The sequence below is a fragment of the Paenibacillus planticolens genome (assembly GCF_013141725.1).
GTDB lineage: Bacteria > Bacillota > Bacilli > Paenibacillales > NBRC-103111 > Paenibacillus_E > Paenibacillus_E planticolens.
Map to the genome: position 1 here is coordinate 236,888 of NZ_WHNZ01000039.1, position 25,174 is coordinate 262,061.

The window sequence follows — 25,174 nt, forward strand, 5'->3', positions numbered from 1 at the left end:
CTTAAGCAGATTGGGCAATACCAAGAATCAGCTGCCCTGCATGAACTTGATCACCCGGCTTGACGTGAATCATAGAGACATAACCGTCACATGGAGCGTGCTGCGGGAACTCCATTTTCATACTTTCAAGAATCGCCAATGGATCACCCTTCTTCACTTGCTCGCCTGGCGACACGAGTACTTTCCACACGCTTCCCGGCATAATTCCGCGCACAGCGACTGTACCTGCCGGCAGTTCATCTTCCGGTTGCTCACTTGCCGTTTCTTGTTCAGACACGTACTCCGCTAAGCCTCTCGCCTTCCAACTCTCCCGCTCCTCGCTGAACGCAGTTTGCTGCTGCCTGCGAAACGTTTCAGCACTTTCTTCAATAGAACTCAGGAATTGCAGATATTCGCCTAAATCAAAGGTCGTATCCCGAATATCCGCTTCATACCGACCGCGCGGGAAGTCTTCCCGCAATTGAAGAAGCTCCTCTGCGCTCACTTCATAGAACTGAATTTGGTCAAAAAATCGGAGCAGCCAAGGCTTGCCTGCCATGAAGCTCTCAGTCGAGCGCAGGCGATTCCACATTTGAATCGTACGCCCGACGAATTGGTAGCCGCCCGGGCCCTCCATTCCATATACACACATGTAAGCTCCGCCGATGCCTACGGCATTCTCCGGCGTCCACGTACGCGCCGGGTTATATTTCGTCGTTACCAAGCGGTGACGCGGATCAACAGGCGTTGCAACCGGAGCGCCTAAATACACATCCCCTAATCCAAGTACCAAATACTTAGCGCCATAAACAATCTGCTTAACATCATTAATCGAACCTAATCCGTTAATGCGCCGAATGAATTCCAGGTTGCTCGGGCACCAAGGCGCATCTGGCCGCACCCCTTGCTGGTAGCGCTGAATCGCCAGCTGTGTCGCTGGATCATCCCAAGATAGCGGCAGCCGTACGATGCGCGATGGCACACGGAATTGTTCGAGCGGCGGCAGGGCTGCGTCAATTGCTACGACTTTCGCACACGCCTCGCTGACTGTGATTAGAGCAGGATCGATATGGATTTGCAGGGATCGGATACCAGGCGTCAGATCCAACACCGGTATCGAACCGTTTTCCACGATCGCTTGCAACAAAGCTTGCACTTGGAAGCGCAGCAGCAAATCCAACTCAAGCTCACCATACTCCACGAGCAAGTTCTGGTCGCCACAGCAGCGGATCGCGATCGGAAATCTGCGACCTGCCGTTTCATGGAACAGGAGAGGGTATTCCGGCGTGATCGCTTCATTAATTGCTGGAAGCACACAAGGGGTTAGCCGCCCAAATTCACCCTCGCCGATCGCCCGCAAATTCCGTTCCTGCACTTCACGCAGAGCCTCCGCCTCCTGAAGCGTCAGCAGGTGAAAGCGAACTGTATCGCCGGGATGCAGCTGGCCCAGCTTCCAAAACTCCGCCGATGCCGTCGTCACCGGACATACGAAACCGCCAAGACTAGGACCGTCCGGTCCCAGCAGGATCGGCATATCCCCCGTCAAATCCAGCGTTCCAATCGCATAAGCGTTATCATGAATATTGGAAGGATGAAGCCCCGCTTCTCCCCCGTCTTCCCGCGTCCATAGCGGCGCAGGCCCTTTTAAGCGAACACCTGTCCTTGAGGAGTTAAAATGCACTTCCCAGCTCGTCGCCGTCAACTGCTCCAAATACTCCGCACGCAGGAATTCACCTGTACAATGCGGTCCGGGGATAACGCCAATCGTCCACTCCCGTGTCATTGCGGGACGGTGCCGGACGGCAAGCTCCACCGCCTCTTGCACCGAGCTGCCGCCGGCGTTTACGCCAAGCACATCGCCGGTCCGCAGCGCACGGCCACCGTGACCACCGAAGCCGCCCAATGTGAAGGTTGAGGAGCTGCCGAGAATTTTCGGCATATCGAAGCCGCCGCTGACCGATAAGTAGGTCCGCATGCCTTCTTTGGCTTCGCCGAAGCTCAGCACTTGCCCGCGAGCCGCAAATACCGGCTTATACAGCGGAATGGCGGCTCCATCCAACTCGGCTTGCATATCCGCACCGGTGACGCAGAACCACAAATCGCTGCGGAACTTGTAAGAGCCTCCGCGCAGCGTCATCTCAAGCCCGGGGGCGTCATCCGCATTGCCGAGCAGCTTGTTGCCGATCCGGAACGAGAAGGGGTCCATCGGTCCGCACGGCGGCACGCCCACATCCCAGTGACGGATGCGCCCGGGGAAATCCTGCACGGTCGTTTGGATGCCGCCATCTACGACTTCCAGCGCGCATTCATCGGGCTCAAACGTACGAAGCAGCTGCGTGAAGACGTCTCCGTCCACGCAATCCCGCTCTTGTAAAAGCGCCTGCAGATAGGACAGGTTCGTCGTGATTCCATACATGCGCGTCTCGGACAGCGCATCGATCAGCTTCCGGATAGCATCCATACGGTCTGTCCCGTGGACAATAATTTTAGCCAGCATCGGATCATACAAGGTCGTGACCGTCAAACCGTCCCGCACCCATGTTTCATTGCGCGCCCAGCTCGAAAATACCGCACGATCCAACTGTCCCGCACTCGGACGGAACTGCTGAAGGCAATCCTCCGCGTAGATCCGCGCTTGCATACTGTGACCGATCGGCCTGCGAATGAGCGATTGGATGTCCGTCAGCTCGTTCGCCGCTTCGCGCACCATCCACTCGACAAGATCGATACCGAGCACTTCCTCTGTCACGCCATGCTCAACCTGAAGTCTCGTGTTCACTTCCAAAAAGTAGAACTCGCACGTGTCCGGATCATACAAATATTCCACCGTTCCTGCGCTGCGGTAGCCCACTTCAGCCGCCAAACGCTTCGCTGAGGCGAACATCCCCTCACGCACGTCATCCGGCAAATTGGGAGCCGGGCTTTCCTCAATGACTTTCTGGTTGCGGCGTTGAATGGAACAATCGCGCTCGCCGAGCGTAACGATTTCCCCGAAATTGTTGCCGAAAATTTGCACCTCGACATGGCGCGCCCTGGCAATATATTTTTCAAGGAACATACCGCCGTTTTTGAAATTTGTCTCCGCCAAATGGCGCACGCCGTCGAAAGCGGCTCTTAAAGCCGCAGCATCCGCACAGACGCGCATGCCAATGCCGCCGCCTCCCGCCGTGCTTTTGAGAATGACCGGATAGCCGATCCGCGCAGCCTCTGCAAGGGCAACCTCAAGCTCTGTAAGGAGCGACGTTCCCGGCAGCATTGGCACTCCAGCTTTCTCCGCTATTTCGCGAGCGGAGTGCTTGAGTCCAAAGCATTCCATTTGTTCCGGCGTGGGCCCGATGAACACAATGCCCTGCTCTCTGCAAGCGCGGGCAAAGCCGGCATTTTCGCTCAGAAATCCGTAACCGGGATGAATCGCCTCTGCACCGGTTTCCAGCGCTGTTTTCAAAATCAGCTCGGCATTCAAATAGCTCTCCGCAGCCGGCCCCTCGCCGATCAGAACCGCTTCATCCGCTCCGTCGACATGCAAGCTGTCTTGGTCTGCCCCTGTATACACGGCAACGGAGGCCACACCGAGCTTGCGCAGCGTACGCTCAATGCGCACGGCAATAGCACCGCGATTAGCGATAAGTACTTTAGTAAACATCATATCCACACCCCTTTGAATTTCTATTTCTCCCAAATAAGCACTTGAATCGGCGTTGGATTGTATGCATTGCATGGATTGTTAAGCTGCGGACAGTTACTGATGAGCACCATAGAGTTTCCCAGCGACTGAACTTCCACATAACAGCCGGGCGCGGAAACGCCGTCATCGAACTTCAAACCGCCTTCCGGCGTTACCGGCACATTCATAAAAAAGTTAATATTCGGCGCCAAATCCCGCTTCGTATAAGCCCCGCCGTGCTGTGCGAGCTGCAGCATGAAGGTGTCCCGGCAGTTGTGCATCGACAGCTTGTCGTGCGAATAACGCACCGTATTGCTTTGAGCGGAGCACGAGCCACCGACGGTGTCATGCCGCCCGCACGTATCCGCTACGATACGGAGCAGCTCCTTCCCGGACTCCGCGCGCAGCACCGAGCCTGCGCTCAAATAAATATTGCTTTGGCCTGCAATCGTCGCCACTGCGCTGTAATGATCCTCCGGATGATCCCCATCGTAAAACAGCGTATCCGCCGCCTGGTTCCCCTCCAGATCGACAATGCGAAGCACTTGCCCCGGCTTCAGCATGCGCATCCAGCCGTCCCCTGCTTGAATGATTTCGCTATAGATGGCATCCTCGACGCTCCGAGGGCTCTCCACTCGATTAAATACAGCCATCTTCCTTCCTCCTCATCGTTTTTTATTGGCCAAGCAACGTGTGGTATTCCCATGTATTTTCAAAAGCCCGGCGATTCTCCGGGCGATAATTGACACAAACATCGTTCTCGCCTACCGGCTCAGCCTGAAGCACTTCCATTTTGACTGGCACGGATGGGTATGAAGTTCTGGGATCTAACGGGTTAGGCGTATTCGACAGCACCAACAAAGTATCCAACTCTGTCCGCAGCGCAACGCTCGCCCCAGCCGGACAGTGACCCGGGCTGAAATGCATCTCGCCCTGTTCATCGCAAAACACTTTCGAGAACAAGTTGAGCACAGGCATCATGTCGCGCATGTTCAGCCCGTTACGGACAAGCTCTACGGCGAAGTTCTCCTGCCCGCTCCGCAGCCGCTCATTGCGCAGTTCCTGATACGTGGTCGCGCCATATTTGGCATCGGTCCCTGCACGGCTTGTGTATCCGCCAAGCGGATCATGCCAGCCTATGCTATCCTCCACGATACTCGCGAGCACTCTTCCGTTGTCGCTCATCAGCACATGCCCTCGCGTCAAATGGGCGGTGTACTGAGCCTTGAGCGTATCCGGCATATTGTAGCGCTCCGTCAAATCTTTCGCATGGAACAATTGGACGGACACATTCGCGCCAGCTTCCAGCGCCGTAAACCTGATCAATTTCCCTTTGCCAACCACGCCCGACCACTTGTCTCCCGGGCCTATCGTCTTGCTCCACACGTGTGCCATCGTATCCATCTCCTCCTGCGTTCTGGTTAAACAAAAAGGGAGACATCACAAGACATAAGCTGTCTTGGTGATATCTCCCAGGTTTTTATCCTTCCGTGTCGCTCCTAGAACAGGAACGGTTTACTCTCGGACCAGCCCGGTCTTGCGCCGGCGGAACCCTAGTAAACAATCGTATTCGTTTGTGTTACCAAACATAACATTGTACCGATGAATATGTCAATAACTTCTATCTATTTTTCATTTTTCATGCAAAATGCTTCTCATATGAATTATATTGTGTTATATTTACTCACATAAATGTCAGTCGAATAACATTCCGCAAGAATTTCTTTCGTAATCGCGCATTTAAGTAACGATTCATAACATACATGTTTTCTAGGGTTCCGTGAGCGCCTTATGCCTCAGTCTGGTCCGAGAGAAAACGCACAGTTTACCCTGTGTTCACGGAGGGACAAAAGCCCGGGAGGATATCTGTTCATTAGATATCTCCTTGGCTTTTTTGCTTATCATCACCCTTCCGCTTGATCGCAGAACCACACAAAAGGAGTGTTACCATCATGACAAACGAAGTCTCGCTGCGGAAATCCTTAAGTCTGTATCAAGTCGTCTACATGGGGCTTGCGTGGATGACGCCTATGATTTACTTCTCCATCTACGGGATAGCCTACGAGAATGCCCATGGCATGCTGGCACAGGCTTACTTGCTGGCTTTCATCGCTATATTCTTCACGGCGTACAGCTATGGCGTCATGTCCAAAACATTTCCTACATCAGGCTCCGCCTATACCTATACCCAAAAAAGCATCCACCCCTACCTCGGCTTCCTCGTCGGCTGGGCGCTGCTGCTGGACTACTTTTTCTCCCCGATCATCGCTTGTCTTACCTTCGGCATCTATCTGCATGCGCAGTTCCCGTCTATTCCGGCTTATGTCTGGATCATTGGACTGAATATCGTCCTTGGCGCCGTCAATATGATCGGCATTAAGTTTTCCGCGAATATCAGCAAATTGTTCGTATGGATTCAAATCCTGTTTATTGCCGTCTTCTGCTTCTTCCTTGCCCGCAATTTGACGGGAGACGTTCATCCTATGGGACTTTTCATTCAAAATGACGTGCCGTTCTCCGCGATTTTGGCCGGAGCTTCTATGATTTGCTTCTCCTTCCTTGGCTTTGATACGGTGACCACCATGTCCGAAGAAACGGTAAACGCCAAGAAAACGATCCCCCGGGCCATCATGATTATCATTGTTACGGCCAGCATTCTTTACTTGGTGCCGTCCGTTTTGACTCAGCTCATTTATCCACACCTAACCTTAGTCAACGTAGATTCCGCCGGCTTCGAGATCGTAAAGCTTGTAGGCGGAGCCGCGCTCAGCTCCGTGTTTATTACCGTGCTCATACTCGCCATTTTCACCCAAGGCTTATCGTCCGTAACGAGCGTTTCCCGCCTTCTCTATGTGATGGGGCGCGATTCCATTCTGCCTAAACGGGTGTTTGCCTTCCTGCATCCGAAGTTCAACACACCGGTCATCAACATCGCGATCGTCAGCTGCGTCTCCCTGCTGGCACTCGCAATCTCCTTAGACAGTGCGGTCAAATTCGTCAATTTTGGGGCACTGACAGCCTTTTTCTTCGTGAACATCTCCGTTATTGCACAAAAATACATCAAAGAAAAGCAACGTTCCGTGAAGCATACCTTCTTGTATCTGGCGCTTCCGCTTGCGGGAGCCGGCTTCATTGGCTATCTGCTCTCGCTGCTTGATCTGGACGCCCTATGGATGGGCGGTGTGTGGCTCATTATCGGGATTATGTATCATCTGATCTGGAAAAAAGTTAGCTCTGGAGCTGGAACCGTACTCGCCCCTATGTCTATCCCTCATAAACCCATGCGTACCTCCGGTTCTATCAAACAAGGATAAACGACTTCGTCGTCCTTTTAGGACGGGCGCGTTTGTCAAGGTAGCAAAAAACCGAGCGAACTCAGGAACGTTTCCTGATCATCGCTCGGTTCTTTTTACTTGCGGTCGGCGGGGAATACAAGCCCCATCTGTTTTCTGGCCTCATCCATAATCGCCATTGCGATGCTGGAATTGGCATGGGAGTTAGTCTCGGACTCTGACGCTCCGTTTTGGATCAAGCGGATGAATTCTTCCGCTTCATAGCGCATCGTTCTAGTGCTTTGCTCACGCGTCAGATTTTCCACAGAGCCGTCCCGGTAGCGGATTTCCACTTTTTCCGGCTGGTTGATTTTATCAATGACCATCGTTGCGTGTTCGCCCTGAATTTCCGTAGGCAAATAGGAGCTTGCAATTTTGGAATGCATAATGACCGCATCCATCTCTTTGTAGCTCAACAGAAGACTGCCTTCCCCGTCGACGCCGGATTCCAGCAGTATGCCGCTTGCCTGCACGCGATCCGGGCTTCCGAACAGCACCGCAAGCGGATAAATGCCGTAAACGCCAAGGTCCATCAAGGAGCCGCTGGAAAAAACAGGATTAAACGCATTCAGCACCGTGCCCATCTTATAGGCATCATACCGCGAGGAATATTGGCAGTAGCTTGCAAAATAACGGCGTATTTTACCAAGTTTATGGATATTCTCTTGAATGGCTTTGAAGTTCGGCATGAGCGTAGATTTGAGCGCCTCCATGAACACAACCTTGTTGCTGCGCGCAGCCTCAATCATCGCGGACAGCTCAGCCGTATTGGAAGCTGCCGGCTTCTCGCAAAGCACATGCTTCCCATGATTCATGCAGTGAACCGCATACTGCGCGTGCAGCGAGTTCGGACTCGCGATGTAGACCGCATCGAAAGCATCACTTTGCGCGAATGCATCCAGATCCGTAAACCTGTGCGGAACTTCGAATTTGTTCGCGAATTCCGCTGCCTTCTCTTCTGTGCGTGAGTACACCGCTGTTAAAGCGAATTCCCCGGTCTCGCGGGCTGCGTGTATGAACTCCTCTGTAATCCAGTTGGTTCCTATTACGGCAAAACGTATCATAGTGTCTCCTTTATTGTTAGGTTTTGGTTCTTTTTACTATACCTGATTTGAGAGGGTTGATAAAGGCTCGGCTTGGGATTTTTGAACATAGGATCGGATGGTTAGTTAGTAACTTTATCTATAGAAGGTTACGTTCAGCTCATCAACTTTCAAGGATTTCACTACTTTCAAGGACATAGAAACTTCTATAGAATATAAAATGTCATCACGTACAAGTCTTCATAAAAATTAGTATTTACTAATATCAAGAGGAATGTGGGAGGATGAATCATGAAGTATTCGTATTTAGGGAAATCCGGATTAAAGGTCAGCCAGCTCTGTTTAGGCACGATGAATTTTGGACCGGAAACCGAGGAAAAAGAAGCTTTTAGAATCATGGATGCCGCATTAGACGCGGGAATCAATTTCTTCGATACAGCTAACGTTTACGGCGGCGTGGATAACAGAGGCTGGACGGAAGAAATTATCGGACGTTGGTTTAAACAAGGCGGAGGCCGCAGAGAGAAAGTCATTCTGGCGACGAAAGTCTATGGGGATATGAACGATTCCCATGACGGGCCAAATGCGGAACGAGGATTATCCGCCTACAAAATCAGGCGCCATCTGGAAGCATCCCTCAAAAGATTGCAGACAGATCATATAGAACTGTATCAAATGCATCATATCGACCGCAACGTGAGTTGGGATGAGTTGTGGGGAGTATTTGAATCCGCGGTCAATCAAGGTACCGTTGACTATATCGGCTCCAGCAACTTTGCAGGCTGGCATATCGCATACGCTCAAGCTGAGGCCAAAGCCCGCCACTTCCTAGGTCTGGTCTCCGAGCAGCACATGTACAATTTACTTGCCAGATTGCCGGAGCTGGAAGTGCTTCCCGCTTCAGAGAAGCTCGGCCTTGGGGTCATTCCGTGGAGTCCGCTTGCAGGAGGATTGCTAGGCCGCAACGCCTTGGCCGGTACAGGCGCGCGTAGTGCGCGTTCAGCCGAACGAATCGAGAAACACCGGAGCCAATTGGAGCAATTTGCAGCGCTCTGCAAAGAGATCGGTGAAAAAGAAGACGTTGTAGCCCTGGCTTGGGTATTGTCTCACTCGGCTGTTACCTCGCCGATTATCGGGCCAAGAACGGTAGAGCAGCTTCAGGATTCCTTACGCGTACCTGATGTCACGCTGAGCGAAGAAACTTTGAAAAAGTTGGATGACATTTTCCCAGGGCCGGGCAAACCAGCTCCGGAAGCATACGCCTGGTAAATCAGGATGAAAACGGCGGCTAATCTCTTAAGGGATTGGCCGCTTTTCTGTTCCCCCTTGACATGAAACCAAAAGGTTTCGTATAATCCAATATGAAACCTTTTGGTTTCGCTTTTTGAATCCAACACATAACCATCACTCAATGGAGGTATTTTACAAATGAGCAACCAAACCAACCTACTGCCAGACATCAAACAAACGTTAGTCTTTAATGCGCCAATCCAAAAAGTATGGAATGCCGTTGCCACTTCCGAAGGTATCGCAGCTTGGTTCATGCCGAATAACTTCAAGCCGGAAGCCGGCTATGAATTTCACTTGGTAGCCGGACCTTTCGGCAACTCCCCTTGCAAAGTAACGGACATTACGCCGCCTAACCGTCTTTCTTTCTCATGGGGCAAAGATTGGTCGCTCACTTTCGAATTGACGGATCTGGACGGCAAAACGGAATTCACTCTCATTCACTCCGGCTGGGATGCGGATAAAGTCACTGAATTCGGCCAACCGCACACAGCGATCCGCGAGAACATGGCGCAAGGCTGGACTGGGCTGGCTCAGAAGCTCACCGCTTACGTCGAGGCGTAAGATGTCAGTCCCATCGCAGAAACATGATGTGTTTCAAGCGATCGCCGATCCGACCAGGCGTCAGGTGCTGAAGCTGCTTCGTGAGCAGGAGCTGCCCGTCACGGTGATCTCCGGTCATTTCCCGATGAGCCGCACCGCGGTATCCAAGCATCTGCGCATTCTGTCCGATGCCGGGTTGGTGAAAGAGCGGAAAGTCGGCCGCGAGACCCGTTACAGGCTGGAAGCGGAACCATTGATGGAGCTCAAGCGTTGGCTATCTTATTATGAGCGTTATTGGGAAAACAAATTAAACGCACTCAAAAGATTCGTGGAGTCGGACGACGAGGAAGGCGGGAATCCCTTTTCCGCGCTGGAATTGGCCGAACCTGCGGAGCAGGAGTGACTTATGACGAAACCTGGCCAATGGCCAGGTTTTTTTAATTTAGGCGGTGAGACTATTTTCTATGTATTCTAAGTACAACGTTTTGGCCGTAATACACCTTGCACCTCTCTGTTGCAACTTTTCGGGCCGAAATCAGCAGGTTCCGAGCCAATTGGAATGAAATGATTGCACTTCGTACAATGAGAGTAAGAGTAGCGAGGGTAGCAAGGTGAGAAGCGAGGCTGTCCCATACGTAGATTCTTGAAGATTTCAAATCCAAGCTTTTACGAAGTTGGCGAGTGTGGGCTAACGGGAAAATCTCCCGCTAAATGGCTCGAATGATGACCTTGCATGGATTTTAGAAGGAAAACCTCCCGCTAATTTGACCGGATTCAGAGAATTCTCATGAAATCGGTGCAATAGAGGGGGTTTTTCCAGCTAAATGGATCTGACGAGCATCTTGAGTCAGTTTAGCAGGAAATTTTCCTTTTATTTTGACCACAGAAGCATAACTGCTGGGAAGGCTGCCCCACAAGTCACAGAAATGACTGGGAACAGCCTCATGATGATGGTCCGTCTTTTCGGGAATACTATCCCTTGATCTCCTGAATGTTGATCCCCTCTCATTCGCTTACTAAAAGTAAACAACTTACTTGACCGATAGAGATTTATGGCGTAGTATTAGTTACATAAAGTAACTAAGTTATTTAATGTAATCAAGAGGAGTGACAAATCATGATTTCACCTATATTTGTAGGGCATGGATCCCCCATGATGGCTATTCAAGATACAGCTTGTACCGAATTTCTTTTGGATTATGGTCAAAAGGTTTCACCTAAAGCCATCGTTATTTTCACGGCTCATTGGGAAACAGAGGTCCTCACCATCTCTTCTACGGATGATGTGTATGAAACCATCTATGATTTTGGCGGCTTTCCGAAGGAGCTTTTCCAAATCAAGTATGAGGCAAGAGGAAATAAGGCGCTGGCCGCTAAGCTCGCCGAACGGTTCCAGACCAAAGGCATCCAGGTGAACTTGGATTCCCAGCGCGGACTTGATCACGGCTCCTGGGTGCCGCTGCTGCGTATGTTCCCTACTCCCGTGTGCCCGGTGATTCAAGTATCCGTGAATCCTTACCTGCCTCCCGCGGAGCAGTATCGCATTGGAGAAGCGCTGCGCGGCCTCGATCAGGAAGATATCCTGATTATCGGCAGCGGCGCAACCGTGCATAACCTGCGCGCGCTGAATTGGAGTGCAACGGAGCCTGACGCTTGGGCCGTTGCTTTCGACGATTGGCTCGTACAGAACATGCAAGCGCAGAAACTGGAGGCTTTGTTCAACTACGCGGCTGAAGCCCCGAATGCGCGCATGGCTGTGCCGCGACCGGAGCATTTCATTCCGCTCTATATCGCAATGGGCAGCGGCGACCCGGCACGTACGCCTCAAATCATTCACCGCAGCTATGAAGTCGGTTCGCTGAGCTATCTGTCCGTATCCTTTTAACATGCATATAAAAAAAGAGACCCACAGCAACGGGCTGCGGGTCTTAAGTATATATATATTAAAAGGGGGTCGAATTTCATTATAGGTCCCGAACCTTAAGCCCAGATGAAAACAAGATTGCAGTTCGATTACAAATGATGGTTATTTGTTTACAAGCTGTTATTTTTCTTTGACCGGAATATAGATATCCATTTGAATCTCATGATGCTTGAAAGAGTGGCTGCGGTCGTCATACAGTTCAAACTCCACGCCGCCTGCGTGCTCAAGGCCCGAATGAGGGAACCATTCTTCAAAAATAGACTTCCACGTGCTCTGAATGGATGCCACAAATTGATCTTGCGTAACCTTAGGCGTCGTAAATACGGCATACCTGGCCTCCGGGAATTCACGGCACACCAGATCCGCAGGCACACCCTCGAAGCTCGTAGCTTCCATCCCGATCAAATAAGTTAAATCCCCGGTTTCCATATTGAAATCCGTGCAAAGCCCGAGCTCAACCGGTGAATCCGTGTGAACGCGGTTGCCAATACGGCTGCCTTTATTCTCTTGCAAATACGAGGTCCAAAAAGCGGGAATATCGCGGTGATTTTGCCCCTCCTTGCAGGACGTCTTCAGTTCGTACCCGATTAGCTTGAAAGCCGGCTTCGTTTTCAATTGATATTCCATGCGTATGCCTCCTAAATAGGGATTGAATTTCCTTTGCAGCACATTCGCTTTGGCATATAAAGGCGTCATTATGCCCTGTTTCCGGTACGCAAGGGGCGTACGCTCGAACACCTTTTTGAATGCCCGGGTGAAATTCTCGTGGGACTGGAATCCATGGTTCAGGGCGATATCGATCAGCTTTTGATCCGTATGGGCGATTTGGTAGGCTGCTCTGGCCAGCCTTCTTTTCCGCACGTAGTCCATCACAGCTTCTCCCACCATGCTTTGAAAGACTCTATGAAAATGGAATTCCGAGAAACAAGCTACACGCGAGAGGCCCTCCACGGACAAAGGCTCCGCAAGGTGTTCCTCAATATAGTCCAATGTCGCCTGAATCTGCGCCTCGTAATCTGTGCCCATCGTTTCGCCCCTCCAGCTGCTAACCACAGTGTACGTGATTTAACCTATCTATTCTTGACGTTTCTTGCTAAAAAGAGACTCCGCCCGGACACAGGTCATTCGAAGCGATCACTTCCAACTGCCTCTCGAAGCAATTGAATGGGTCGTGTACTGTTGATTGCCCTTGATTTCCAGGCAGTTAATTTGGAAGCCGTACGCGCACCCGCCGTCAATGCCGATTTTATCGCGATCAAACCACACATCCGCTTTCCCATGAATATCTTTGGCTGGGGTGTGGCCGAAAACAACCGTTTTTTTCACAACCGTCCGCTGCTGGACAAAAGGTGCCCGAATCCACAAAAAGTCCCGTTCCGGCTGCGTTTTCCAGTCCGTATACGCGGGATTCAGTCCGGCATGCACATAGATGTGTCCCTCGTCCTCATGATAAAGCGGAAGACTGTTTAGAAAGGCTATGTGATCGCCGCATGTTCCCAAAATCCGCTCTTTGGATTTCTTTAAATCGAGATCGTCGCTTCCGCAGAAGCTTTTAAATGTTTGGATCCCGCCATGTTCGAAAAATTTCATTTCCGTCAGCGGATCTATGTCGCCAAGCACGTCTACGAACCGCTGGTCATGATTGCCTTTGAGCGCAACCGCTCCCTTTTCCCGAACTAAGCTCATAACGTACTCCACCGCTCCCCGACTGTCCGGACCGCGGTCTACATAATCTCCCAGCAGGACAAGTTGGTCTTCCTCAGCATTGAAATTGACTTTTACAAGTAATTGCTTGAATTCCTCCACACAACCATGTATATCGCTTACGACTAACGTTCGTTTCATCTACTGCACCCCCTGATGTCATGCTTCATACCCTAAGAATCTATCTACCTTATTCTATTTTATCATAGGGATCCCCTGTCTTGAACGAAGCATTTCTCAGCAGTCATTGCAAGTGGAAAATCTAATGGCAGGCAAACGCTTACTTCTACATGCTGCTCTTTCCGCTATAAGCATAGAGGGAACTACAGGCCGTTATTTCCACCGAAAAGCGGCTTCCGAGCGGCAAAGGGAATCTAGGATCTGCTATTTCACGATTTAGAGCAGATAGTTAGACACTTGGAGTGAAATAAGACCCTGTAGTTCCCCTCGGGCGTCAGAAGTTCCACTTTTCGCCGAAATAAGGGAACGGAGTTCTCTTTCAAGCAATCACATTGAAACACAAAGGACGCCCTTGCGGGCGCCCTAAACTCTAATTGATAAATTGTAATTTCTGCAGCCAGGTCTTGTTTCTATCGGTTCGTCTGTTTCTCTCAGCTGTATGCTGCTATTTATGAGAGCTTACGGTCTCATTCTCGATCTGTAAATACCGGCTTTGCGCCGACTGCCGCCCGCTAACGAACAAGTCCGCTGCACGAATCGCTGCAATAACCGGCGTTTCCGGATGCGGCTGCTTCATCTTCAGGTCGTTCACTTCGATATCCCTGACATCTTCCAGACGAAGGGCGGGACCTTGCCGCGTTTCGATTCGAACATGATGCAGCTCCATGCCCTCCACGTGCTTGCACAGCATGCCGTCTCCCGCCATGATGAGCTTCTCGCGCACCATGTCCGGCTCATCCCCCTGCTCGCCGGGATCTGTCGTCATCTCGATGTGTACGTGGCTTAACTGCACATCTCGGATCGGCATTTCCGGCAAGCCGTAGATGAAGCCCGCCGATGCTCGGCAGCGTTTGGCCGTCACTTGATGGATGCGCACATGCTCAATAACAGGCGTACTTTCCGTGACGGCAACCGCATCAGGACTGGAGATCAGCGGATTGCTTTCATCCACGCCATGCCGGTAGAACGAGTTGATCGTTAAAGGACAGAACACGTCTTCCATATAAATGTTGCTGACCAAAATATTTTTAATGTAACCGCCCCGGGCGCGGTTCGTCTTCATGCGGATGCCGCGATCCGTGCCAAGGAAAATGCAGCCCGTGATGACGACATTGCGAATGCCGCCGGCCATTTCGCTGCCGAGCACAACGCCGCCGTGCCCTCTGAGCATGGTGCAGTTCGTGATCACGATGTTCTCCGACGGCTTGCCTACTCGTCGCCCGTCTTCGTCAATGCCCGATTTGATGCACAGACAATCGTCGCCAACATCGAAGAAGCTGTCGGAGATGCGCACGTTCATGCAGGAGTCAATATCCAAACCGTCGCCGTTAGGCGTATCGCTTGGGTTTTTGATTTTAACGCCATGGACATGTACGTCCTTACAATACACTAGATGCGTATTCCAGAAAGGCGAGTTCTGCATCGTCACACCTTCCAGGCTCACCTGCTCGCAGTCGATCAACTGCAGCAGGGGCGGCCGCAAGAACTGCGATTCCCACTCTACAATGTTGCTCTTCACAGTTTCCCTCAAAACAGCATTTTTGGCCGAAATTTCCCGCGTAAGCGCATTTTCCACCGTTTCACCTTTACGCAATTGACGATTCACTTGCCACCAAGCTTGGCCTTGGCCGTCGATGATGCCTTGGCCTTTAATGGCAACCTGCTTCAGCCCTCTGCCGTAAATTAACGGCGAAATGCCGTAGCACTCATACCCCGACCATCGGGTCGGAACAACCGGATACTTCTCAAAATCCGTATGGAACACAAGGAGGGCGCCTGCCTCCAGCTCCAGTGTCATATAGCTGCGAAGCTCGATTCTTCCCGTTACGTAAGTCCCGGCAGGGATCACTACGGTTCCGCCGCCGCTTGCTCCGCACGCCTCAATCGCAGCAGCAATCGCCACGCTATTATCTGTCGCGCCATCGCCGACAGCTCCAAATGCCGTTATGTTGTAAATAGCCATAGGATGCTCCTTATACCGTCTGTTTCACGAGAGACTCTACTTCCACACAGGCCATAACAAAAGCCCCAACGCCATGCAGGTCATTCTCACTAGTTGGACGGGTCACATAGTTCTCGTAGTCGCCGGCTGACGTTCCAATGCAGATTAGCGGCAAAATTACCCGCTCTTGCTCGTCAAATTCCAACGTGCGGATTAAGCCTTCGTAGCCTTTCACAGCTGCTTCCGCACACTCTCCGCCGACAACGCCGTGCTTAATCGCTTTGGCAATCGTGTACACAAACAGACTCGTGCAGGAGGTTTCCAGCCAGTTATCCGGCTGATCGCCTTTGTCAACGACTTGATACCACAGTCCGCTCTCCGCATCCTGATAACGGATCAAGGCATGAACGAACTCGCGCAAGGAATCAACCAAAGCTTCGCGACCCGGCTCGTCGGCAGGCAGCTCATCCAGGAACTGAGCGACAGCCAAGCCGTACCACCCCAGTGAACGGCCCCAGAACTCCGGCGAGCAGCCGGTTTCGGCATTCGCCCACGGCATTTTGCGGCTCTCATCCCAAGCATGGTACAGCAGCCCTGTCGCATCGTCTTTCATGTATTTGCGCATCAATTCTTCCTGATGCAGCACATTATCGCGTAAAGCAAGGTCGCCGTACGCATTTGCATATTTCAGCGAAAAGACGCCGGCCATATACAAACCGTCGAGCCACATGTTGTAGGCATATTTGTCTTTATGCCAGTATCCGCCCTCAGACGTCAGGTTCAGCGTGTTCAGCAGATTTCTCAGCTTGTCGGCAGCGATCCGGTATTTGCTGCGCCCGGTTTTGGCCTCCAAACGGAACAGCAAGAGGCCGGCTTGCACCGCATCCAGCTCATCGCGAGCGAAGAACAGATTGCCGTTCTCGTCGATCAAGCCGTCAACATAAGCCTGAATGTAGGCGTCATAGCGATCGTCCTTTTCGGCTTCCCAAAGCATCTCCATCCCGCATAAAAATACACCTTGATGATAATGCCAACGCCCGGCAGGCGGCAGCTCCATCGGTGTGTACGTGCTCATAATGGAATCGCAGGCAGCTCGCGCCCATTCCATTGGTGATTTTGCATAAACATCAGTCATAGTAAGTTTCCCTCTCTCTATTCCTATATGGATTTGTGAATTAATGGACGAATGCTAACTTGCATCAGCATGACGAAGACGAGGATCCAAGGCAGCCAGACATGATCGGCTCCGCTGGCCATCCCCATGAAAAGGAGCACTCCCGCCGCACGCCCCATATTGATGACACTCTCCCGAATGACGATGGATTCGATCCGGAAGTTCTCTTTAAGCGGCAATTCCCCGATCAGCTGATAGTAATGTGCGGTGTAGGAGTTGGCCTGCAGCGGTTTAAACAAAGATGACACGCACATGAATACAATCACGGTCCACAAGGAGATGTCCCATAGCAAGAAGAACGAGGAAACCACGAATCCCCAGGCGGAGATGGACAAATAGGAACGGGTCGAGGACTCGCTTCCCGTCTTCGACAGCACATAGCTTGAAAGAATCGATAAGCTTAAAAAAAATGCGTTTAAATACCCCACCCAAGATTCTTGAGGCAGCACTTGAAAAAGTAAAATGGCCGGCACGTACATCATGATGCCTTGAGGCAGTCCGATAATAAACCAGCCTAGCAGCGATTTAGTAAAATCAGGGCGTTTCTTCAGCATCAACCCTGTGTATTTGAGATAATAAGCCGTATGATGGGTTGGCTTTTTCTTAATATGCAAGCTGAGCAATGACGCCAGAACAAACATAAAGGAGGAAAGTCCGAAGACGATCATATACCCGTTCAATGCTGAAAAACTTGCAATGATCAAGCCCGCCAACGCTGGACCCGACAAGTTCGCCACATGCGTAACCATCGCATTCCAGCCTAAATAGTTGTGACGGTTCTGATTATCCGTAACATCGGAAATCATGGTGAAATTGCCCAGCCAGTAGAAAGCGGTAGAAACCCCTTTTAACACGGCGAACCAGATATAGTAATCCACCATGCGTTCCTGAGCGATAAGAATGAGAACGTATAATAAGGCAGTTAAATAAATGCCTGCTCTGTACGCATATAAGCGGTCTCTGATTTTGGCGATTTTGCCAATGTATATCGTAGCTATCGGCGCAGATAGGAGCATAATCAGCTGGAAGGCTCCGTTGATCCAAAGATCGTTGGTCAGCTTCCACAAATAAAGAGAGATGAAGACGCCGGCCAGCGCATTGCCGAACTGATAGATGCCATGATTGAGCAGAGTGCTTTTGGCCTGCAGGGATAATTGCTTTTCGCTTTGTACCGCCATTCCGCCGGCCTACAGCTTCAAGCTCATGAAGCCGTCAGCCGGTAGGCGAGGTGCTTCAAGGCCCGCAAGCCGGTAGCAGACGGAGCGGATCAGCAGCGCCTGCGTCCCCGCATTCATGTCGCCTTCCACCTTGCCGCCGCCAATGTGCACGGCCTTCGGCATGTCGGGATAATGCTCGCCCGGCTTGACCTGCGCCACATTCGGCGCTGTCGGCGAATGGGCAAGCTCACGGGAGAAGCCTCCGTCTGCGCGCAGCAGCTTCTTCATGTTCGCCAGCGTAATCCCGATGATTTCGCGCAGCTCTTCTATGGGTATGTCCAGCTTCATATATGAAAGCAAATGAATCGGATTGCGGATATAGCACATATCCGCCGCTTCCTCCTGCCTTAGCGCCTTGAGGATGCTTTCGTAAATGCGATCCTCTCTCGGCAGCGGCACCTGGAAGCGGTCATAGAAAATGTGCAGCTTGAACGTCCCCGATATGCGCACATAGTAAGAGCCTTCGCCCCATAGGCCGGTCTGCGGGTCCTGCGTCTGCGCAAAGAATTCGAACGCAGTCCGCGCATAAGCCGCCCTGCGCTCCGTAGGCTCCACCTGCTGCACGTACACGCTAGAGGTGGACATCCTGTCGCAGCCTCGCCAGCTGTTCACGAGCGGCACCGACTGCAGCCAGGCCAGATAGCTTTGCGGCGACTCCATGTAAGCCGGCGCTTGCTGCGCCTCGTAAGGCAGCGGATACAGCGGCTCCCCGCCGAGCTTCCTAAGCGCGCCCACGCTGTAGGAGATCGCCCGCGACACCATCACTTCATCCTCGCGCATAAACGGATTGGCATCATAGAAATAACCCGAGGAGGCATCCTGTTTGTTCTGAAAAAAGCGGATCAGCCCCCGCTTGATCTCTTCCGGCAGGGTGTTTAGTAAACCCAAGCGCTCAAGAATATTGAGCGCTTGGGCCGTCGATTCCATGTCAGGCCCATCGCCGGACAGCTTTTTTGAGGAATTTGCGTAATAGAATCCGCCGTTTTCCGCGTCGTACTGGCCTTTCAGCCAGTCATGAAAGCCGGTAAACAATGCATCCATTTCAGCAAGAAGCTGGCGGATACTCTCGATGTGCTGCGTATGCGTCTGCATGTTGGGATTCCTTTCTTTTACCCTTTGATGGAACCGATCATAGCTCCTTTAGCAAAATGCTTTTGCAAGAACGGATACACCAGCAAGATCGGCACTGTCGCTACGACGATAACCGCCATTTTGATGGATTGCGCAGGAGGCGGAGTCACGCTGTCCAAGTCAATGCTGTGATCCATGCCGCTCGCAAGAACGACAATTTGTCTGAGGAGAACTTGAATCGGCCATTTGGCGCTCTCATTCAAGTAGAGAATCGCGCTCAAGTAAGTGTTCCAATACGTCACTGCATAAAAGAGGGAAATCGTGGCGATTGCCGGCAACGACAAAGGCAGAACAATGCGGAACAAAATACCAAAGTCACTGCAGCCATCGATTTTCGCTGACTCTTCGAGTCCTTCCGGGATGTTTTGGAAAAAGTTTTTCAAAATAATCAAGTTAAACGCAGAGACGGCCGTCGGCAAAATCAATGCCATATAGGAGTCGATCATCCCTAATTCTTTGACAACCAAGAACGTTGGCACCAAGCCGCCGTGAAACAGCATCGTGAAGACAACCAGAAACATGATTACTTTACGGCCATCCACGTCTCTGCGGGATAAGCCATACGCCATCAAGGCGGTGATGAACATTGAGATTAGCGTTCCGAGCAGCGTCGTCCAAATGGAAACGCCCATCGCTTTAAAAATCGTATTCGTCGAAAAAATAAACCGGTACGCTTCAATGCTCCATTCCGTTGGAATAATAACGAACTTTTTCGCTGCCATCTCCGCGCTGGTTGTAAACGACCCTGCCACGACGTGCACAAAAGGGATCAACGTAATCAAACCAATAAGGGTTAAGAGCAAATAGTTAATGATGCTAAACATTCGCCCGGCTAATGATCTATCTTCTACCATGGTGAATCCTCCTAAAAGTTTTGCCCCAGCAAAACGAACTTCGTAAACCTTCTAGTACACGCCTTCTTCGCCCATTTTCTTCGCAATGCGATTCACAATCATAACGAGAACGAGTCCGATAAATGATTTGAATAACCCGATTGCCGCGCTGTAGCTGAATTGGCCTTGTTTTAAACCAGCTGTATATACATAAGTATCAATGATCTCCGCAACATTTCGGTTCATAGAGTTAAGCAGCAAGTACACATGTTCAAAACCGAGTTCGAGAACCGCACCAATTTTCAAAATTAGCAAAACAATGATAACGCTGCGTAAAGCCGGCAGTGTAATATGCCACATTTGACGAAGTCGTCCTGCCCCGTCCATACGAGCAGCCTCATATAACCCAGGATCAATGGAGGCAATCGCCGCCAGATAAATAATCGTCCCCCAGCCTGCTTCCCGCCAGATGACTTGAAGAATGTAAATCGGTCTAAACCATTCTGGAGCTAATAGAAAATTAATTTTCTCAAATCCGAAATATTCAATAATATCGTTGATGATCCCGCCATCCATGGTCAGCATGACGAAAGAGATCGAAACGATGATTACCCATGACATAAAGTGCGGCAGGTAGACAATGGTTTGGAACGTTTTTTTGAAAAAATCCCCTTTTACTTCATTGAGCATTAGCGACATAATGATTGGAATCGGGAAATAGAACAAGAGATTCATGACGAACAAAATTAACGTATTGCTCAAAATATTCAAGAAATCAGGCTCTGTAAACAGCCGCTGAAAATGCTCCAAACCTACCCATTCGCTCCCGCTAACCCCTTTGAAAGGCTTATAGTTCTGGAACGAAATAATCAAGCCGTACATCGGGATATATTTAAAAACGATAAAATACAAAATGCCCGGCAACAGCATGACATATATCCATTTATTCCTCCATAGCCGCCTGCTGAGCTCACTGCTCTGCTTCCTTTCCACCACGCTTTGCACAGCTTGTACTTCCTGCATAATTCTCTTCCTTTCCCGATGCTTCATTAAAACGGGAAGGCTGCTTCTGATGACCAGCAGCCATCCCGCTTAGAAACCAGTATGATTTCTTTATTTCTATTTTTCTTTATTTCCTGGCCACGCCTTATTTTTTGTATTGCGCGTTATATTCTTCGATAATTTTGCTGCCGCCGCGGTTTTTCCAGTCCTCGATGGCTTTATCAAAGCCGGCTTTATCAATGTTGCCGTAGATGTATTTGTTCGTTGCATCTTTAATCACGTCTTGCAGTTGAACGCCTTTTTCCAAGTTTGTTTTGGAGTCAAGCGCTGCTACAGGGTCCTGCACAGCGAACTTCAGATTCGCGATTTTCAGCTCATCTGCTTTACCTTGAGCAGGGATCGTTGGAATACCCAGATATCTTCCAGTTGTATCTTCATCACCAATAGCTGCGTCTGTGAACGGCTTCACTTCACGTGTCCATTTCTCTTCATCCAGTTTTTTCGCTTTGCCATCGATAACGCTGTAGTTCGCATCTTTGATACCCCAGTTTGCTAGGTTCGCTACTTCTGGCGTCATCATTTTGTCAAAGAAAGCTAAAACTTTTCTCAACTCAGCTTCGGTTTTGATCGCGGATTTAGGGAAAAGCACCACGTTCGCATACCCTGGAAGTGCCCATGCGGCGAATTTGCCGTCAGGTCCTGCAACCATGCTGTGTACGTCTACAACGGCTGTTGGTACGTTTTTGATCAGATCTTTATTCAGGGACGAAACGTCTGTCATCGCACCGATGTACATGCCTGCTGTACCGTTTGTGAACAGCTTCTGTTGATCCGTTTTACTTGTTGCTGCGAAGTCTTTGTTCATCAGACCCTCATCACGCAGCTTTTTGAAGTAATCCATCGTTTTCACGTATTCAGGGAACATGAACTCCGGCTGCAGCTTGCCGTCTTTAACACCCCAGTTGTTCGGAACGCCCATCCAGGCCGCTGCGGTTTTGAAAGCGCCGTAGACAAGATCGTTACGATCCGTTAGGCCGATCGTGTCTTTTTTGCCGTTGCCGTCCGGGTCGTTCTCCGTGAATGCCTTCGCCATGGCGTACAGATCTTCCATATTTGCCGGCGGCTTGAGGCCCAACTTATCTGCCCAGTCTTTACGGTAGATGAGACCTTGACGGGCGATCTCTACGCCGCGATACAGCGTGTACAGCTTGCCGTCTACTTTTGTATTGTCATTCGTTGTGGATTTTAGCTTGCTCAAGTTCGGGAAGTCTTTCAAGAGCGGTCCGATTTCCCAGAATTGACCGTCGCGGATTGCGGATTTCATTTGAATGAAAGTCGCTTGGTTTTTCAGGTACGTTACTTGCGGCAGTGCGCCTGTCGCGAACGTTGTATTCAATTTCTCCTCGTACGTATCTGCCGGGAAGAATTGATACGTCAGCTTCGTGTTCGTTAATTTTTCGAGTTCTTTAATGATCGTATCCGGTGGCGTTTGAGCTGTGTTCAGCGGCGCCATGATTGTGATCGATGTTGGCGTGTTGTCAGCTGTTGCTTGCGGCGCCGTTGTACCAGCTGCCGCGTTCGTAGCTGCAGGAGTGGCCTTGCCCCCATCTGAGCAAGCTGCAAGCGCAAAGCTGGATACGAGCAGAATGCCTAGTGGAATCGAGACTAAATTTCTCTTCATATTTGTTTGACCTCCGTGAATTGTTTGTTTGCTACAATTTCTACAGTAAAGGGTCTTATATAGGTACCGAAATAATCATTTACTCATTTAGCCCCGTTCTACAGGGGATGTGAGATGATGATTATTGGCTGGGCAGATGATTATTGTCGGGGGGATGAGCTGTTATCGCGTGGTGGATCAGGCGTTGTGGGGGGCTGGGGGGTGGTAGGCAGGCGGATTGGGGGTGCAGGGCGGAGGGGGGCTGAACGCGTGGCATATCCACTCGTTAGCTTTGGGAGCGGTACTTTGGCCGTGAGCGGGGCTCTCACGTCCGTGTCAAGCTTGTTTTACAGCGTTAACTTCGACTTTCTGCTCATTCCCCACTCGTTAGCGTTGAAAAAACAACGTTACGGTAATACTTTGGCCGTGAGCGGGGCTCTCCCGTCCGTGTTAAGCTTGTTTTACAGCGTTAACTTCGACTTTCTGCTCATTCCCTACCCGTTAGCGATGAAGAACAGCATTACAGAAAGCACTTTGACTGTGAGGCGGCCTTTTCGGACCTCTTGCTGGAGGTTCTGGCGAGGGAGTGGTCACTTTTCAGCACAAGACAGCCTTTTCGGCTCTCTCAGCTCAGCGCTAAGGCTTTTGCGACTGTGAGACGGCCTTTTCGGACCTCTCGCTGGAGATTCTGGCGGGGGAGTGCCCTCTTTTCAGCACGAGACGGCCTTTTGGGCTCTCTCGGCTGGGCTCAAGGGCCTTTGCCGCTGTGAGACAGCCTTTTCGGACCTCTCACTGGAGGTTCTGGCGGAATTGTGCCCTCTTTTCGGCACGAGACGGCCTTTTAGGCTCTCTCAGCTCAGCCCGGGAGCTTTTGCGGCTGCGAGACAGCCTTTTCGGACCTCTCGCCAGAGGTTTCGGCAGGTTTATGCCCTCTTTCTGGCACGAGACGACCTTTTCGGGCCTCTCAGCCAGGCGGCAGCCAAGGCCACTGCCAAAGCACAAAAAAAACCGCCGCGCACCAGCGCCGGCGGTTCAACATCATTTCTGCGAATAAGCCTCATTATATTCTTTGATAATCTGACTGCCGCCGTTTCGCTTCCAGCGCTCAACTTCTTGCTGGAATGCGGCTTTGTCGAGTTTGCCCAGCATGTAATTGTACGTAGCGTCGGAGATGATTTTGTACAGTTCCACGCCGCGCTCGTCGTAGGTTTTCGATTCCAGACCCAGCGTCGGGTCTTTGATGATATATTGCTCATTGTCCAAGCTGAGCTTATCCGCCAATTGGGAAAGGGACTCGCTCTCGGCCACCTGCTTCACCTGTGTGTTGTTCAAATCGGCGATCATGAGCGCATACAGCGCATTCACTTCGTTCACCCGGAGCTGGGACGTCTCCTCCAGCAGCTGGACTTTGTCGCCAATCGTGGTGTAATGACGCCCTTCCAGTCCATACTTCATCAGGTTGGCGACATCTTTATCCATGGTCCGGTCAAAAAACTGCAGCACCTGCTTCAATTCCGCCTCCGTGCGGATCGCTTTCTTGGAGAACAGGTACAGCGCGCTATAGTTCGGAATCGACCAAATCCCGAACCCATTCGGGCCTTCTATATGATTCACGAGGGTGAATTTCGCCTGCGGGTTCACGATCCTCGACTCGTCCGAAAGCCGCTGCACATCCTGCATGCTGCCAATATAAACGCCGGCAATGCCGCGAATCAGCTTGTCACGCTGGACATCCTTGCTGGTCACCGCAAAATCCGAGTTGATGAGCTTCTCGTCGTACAGTTTTTTCATGTAGTCCATGGTGTCCACATAGGCCTTGCTTTCGAATTCCGGCGCAAGCTTCCCATTCACAGCACCCCAGTTGTTCGGTGTGCCGAAATAGGAGCTAATCGTTTTGAAGGCGCCGAACACCAAATCATTCCGGTCGGTCAACCCGATCGTATCATCCTTGCCGTTGCGGTCGGGATCGCCATACGTGAAAGCTTTTAACACTTGATAAAGCTCTTCCAAATTCGTCGGCTTGGCCAACTTCAGATTGTCCAGCCAATCCTCGCGAATAATCAGGCCCTGGCGGGATGACGGCCGCTCGGTGTACAAGCCATAGATTTTGCCATCGACAGCCGCCTGTCCCAAAATCTCCTTATTCAGCCTCTTCAGATTTGGATACGCTTCCAAATAAGGTCCAATGTCCCAGAAGGCGCCGGAACGGATCGAATTTTTCATCAGCATGTAATCGGTGTATTTCACATAGGTCGCTTTTTTGAGCGAGTTTGTGGTCAAGGCTGTATTCATTTTATCGGTGTAAATGCCATCCGGAACCCAGTTCAGATCCAGCTTCGTATTTGTCTTTTTTTCAATCTCCTGAACGAGCTCAGGAATAGGCGGATGCGGAAAATGAAGCGGTGCCATAATCGAAATGACAGGGCGATCACCGTTCGCTTCAGCCTCCTGGTTGGAGCTTTCTTTCGTGCAGCCGCTAAGCAAAACAATCATCAGCAGCCCGATAATAAATGGACGACAGTGCTTCAAAATTTTCCCGTGTACATGTATACTCATGAC

The 25,174-nt window shown here is 51.0% G+C and carries 19 protein-coding genes and 2 riboswitches; of the genes, 5 read left to right on the plus strand and 14 right to left on the minus strand.

What is annotated here, in order from left to right; translation table 11 throughout:
* Position 1: 1 nt before the first annotated feature.
* The 3 genes from uca to GC097_RS17205 are packed head-to-tail and all read right to left on the minus strand — an operon-like array spanning position 2 to position 5,038.
* Positions 2–3,622: an urea carboxylase gene (gene uca, locus GC097_RS17195; RefSeq protein ID WP_171684522.1), complete on the minus strand. Its 3,621-nt coding sequence runs from the start codon at positions 3,620–3,622 to the stop codon at positions 2–4.
* Positions 3,623–3,645: 23 nt separating this feature from the next.
* Positions 3,646–4,296 carry an urea amidolyase associated protein UAAP2 gene (locus GC097_RS17200; protein ID WP_171684523.1) on the minus strand — a complete coding sequence of 217 codons (651 nt, stop codon included), beginning with the start codon at positions 4,294–4,296 and terminating at the stop codon, positions 3,646–3,648.
* Between the two features lie 22 nt (positions 4,297–4,318).
* Positions 4,319–5,038: an urea amidolyase associated protein UAAP1 gene (locus GC097_RS17205; RefSeq protein WP_171684524.1), complete on the minus strand. Its 720-nt coding sequence runs from the start codon at positions 5,036–5,038 to the stop codon at positions 4,319–4,321.
* 72 nt (positions 5,039–5,110) lie between these two features.
* A riboswitch (guanidine-I (ykkC/yxkD leader) is annotated at positions 5,111–5,211 on the minus strand.
* A 191-nt stretch (positions 5,212–5,402) separates the two neighbouring features.
* A riboswitch (guanidine-I (ykkC/yxkD leader) is annotated at positions 5,403–5,506 on the plus strand.
* 89 nt (positions 5,507–5,595) lie between these two features.
* On the opposite strand from GC097_RS17205, the gene GC097_RS17210 reads away from it, so the two are divergent.
* On the plus strand, positions 5,596–6,957 hold the full coding sequence (locus tag GC097_RS17210; RefSeq protein ID WP_171684525.1) for an APC family permease: 1,362 nt from the start codon (positions 5,596–5,598) through the stop codon (positions 6,955–6,957).
* Between the two features lie 95 nt (positions 6,958–7,052).
* Here GC097_RS17210 and GC097_RS17215 read toward each other — a convergent pair whose 3' ends face one another.
* Positions 7,053–8,039, minus strand: a complete 987-nt coding sequence (locus GC097_RS17215; RefSeq protein ID WP_171684526.1) for a Gfo/Idh/MocA family protein — start codon at positions 8,037–8,039, stop codon at positions 7,053–7,055.
* A gap of 270 nt (positions 8,040–8,309) precedes the next feature.
* On the opposite strand from GC097_RS17215, the gene GC097_RS17220 reads away from it, so the two are divergent.
* The 4 genes from GC097_RS17220 (at position 8,310) to GC097_RS17235 (ending at position 11,733) form a co-directional block, all read left to right on the plus strand.
* Complete coding sequence (locus GC097_RS17220) at positions 8,310–9,287, plus strand: aldo/keto reductase (protein WP_171684527.1); 978 nt, start codon at positions 8,310–8,312, stop codon at positions 9,285–9,287.
* A gap of 159 nt (positions 9,288–9,446) precedes the next feature.
* Positions 9,447–9,869, plus strand: coding sequence for an SRPBCC family protein (locus GC097_RS17225; protein WP_171684528.1), 423 nt, complete (start codon positions 9,447–9,449; stop codon positions 9,867–9,869).
* Between the two features lies 1 nt (position 9,870).
* Positions 9,871–10,251 (plus strand): ArsR/SmtB family transcription factor, encoded by a 381-nt coding sequence (locus GC097_RS17230; protein WP_171684529.1) that lies wholly within the window; start codon positions 9,871–9,873, stop codon positions 10,249–10,251.
* 714 nt (positions 10,252–10,965) lie between these two features.
* Entirely contained in the window at positions 10,966–11,733 is a 768-nt protein-coding gene (locus GC097_RS17235) for a DODA-type extradiol aromatic ring-opening family dioxygenase (protein WP_171684530.1), read from the plus strand.
* A 159-nt stretch (positions 11,734–11,892) separates the two neighbouring features.
* Here the strand turns inward: GC097_RS17235 and GC097_RS17240 are convergent, their stop codons facing one another.
* The 10 genes from GC097_RS17240 to GC097_RS17285 all read right to left on the minus strand — a co-directional run bounded on the left by GC097_RS17240 (position 11,893) and on the right by GC097_RS17285 (position 25,171).
* Complete coding sequence (locus tag GC097_RS17240) at positions 11,893–12,798, minus strand: AraC family transcriptional regulator (RefSeq protein WP_171684531.1); 906 nt, start codon at positions 12,796–12,798, stop codon at positions 11,893–11,895.
* Between the two features lie 108 nt (positions 12,799–12,906).
* A complete protein-coding gene (locus GC097_RS17245) occupies positions 12,907–13,617 on the minus strand; it encodes a metallophosphoesterase family protein (RefSeq protein WP_171684532.1) in 711 nt (236 codons plus the stop codon).
* A 484-nt stretch (positions 13,618–14,101) separates the two neighbouring features.
* On the minus strand, positions 14,102–15,619 hold the full coding sequence (locus GC097_RS17250) for a glycoside hydrolase family 28 protein (protein WP_171684533.1): 1,518 nt from the start codon (positions 15,617–15,619) through the stop codon (positions 14,102–14,104).
* Between the two features lie 10 nt (positions 15,620–15,629).
* A complete protein-coding gene (locus GC097_RS17255) occupies positions 15,630–16,733 on the minus strand; it encodes a glycoside hydrolase family 88/105 protein (RefSeq protein ID WP_171684534.1) in 1,104 nt (367 codons plus the stop codon).
* A 23-nt stretch (positions 16,734–16,756) separates the two neighbouring features.
* A complete protein-coding gene (locus tag GC097_RS17260; RefSeq protein ID WP_171684535.1) occupies positions 16,757–17,950 on the minus strand; it encodes an MFS transporter in 1,194 nt (397 codons plus the stop codon).
* A 9-nt stretch (positions 17,951–17,959) separates the two neighbouring features.
* Positions 17,960–19,081, minus strand: coding sequence for a prenyltransferase/squalene oxidase repeat-containing protein (locus GC097_RS17265; protein ID WP_171684536.1), 1,122 nt, complete (start codon positions 19,079–19,081; stop codon positions 17,960–17,962).
* Positions 19,082–19,098: 17 nt separating this feature from the next.
* On the minus strand, positions 19,099–19,974 hold the full coding sequence (locus tag GC097_RS17270; protein WP_171684537.1) for a carbohydrate ABC transporter permease: 876 nt from the start codon (positions 19,972–19,974) through the stop codon (positions 19,099–19,101).
* A gap of 51 nt (positions 19,975–20,025) precedes the next feature.
* The gene (locus tag GC097_RS17275; RefSeq protein WP_171684538.1) at positions 20,026–20,976 is read right to left on the minus strand and encodes an ABC transporter permease; all 951 of its coding nucleotides are present in this window, start codon (positions 20,974–20,976) and stop codon (positions 20,026–20,028) included.
* 124 nt (positions 20,977–21,100) lie between these two features.
* Positions 21,101–22,636 carry an extracellular solute-binding protein gene (locus GC097_RS17280; protein WP_171684539.1) on the minus strand — a complete coding sequence of 512 codons (1,536 nt, stop codon included), beginning with the start codon at positions 22,634–22,636 and terminating at the stop codon, positions 21,101–21,103.
* 1,017 nt (positions 22,637–23,653) lie between these two features.
* Positions 23,654–25,171, minus strand: coding sequence for an extracellular solute-binding protein (locus tag GC097_RS17285; protein WP_171684540.1), 1,518 nt, complete (start codon positions 25,169–25,171; stop codon positions 23,654–23,656).
* Between the last annotated feature and the right edge of the window lie 3 nt (positions 25,172–25,174).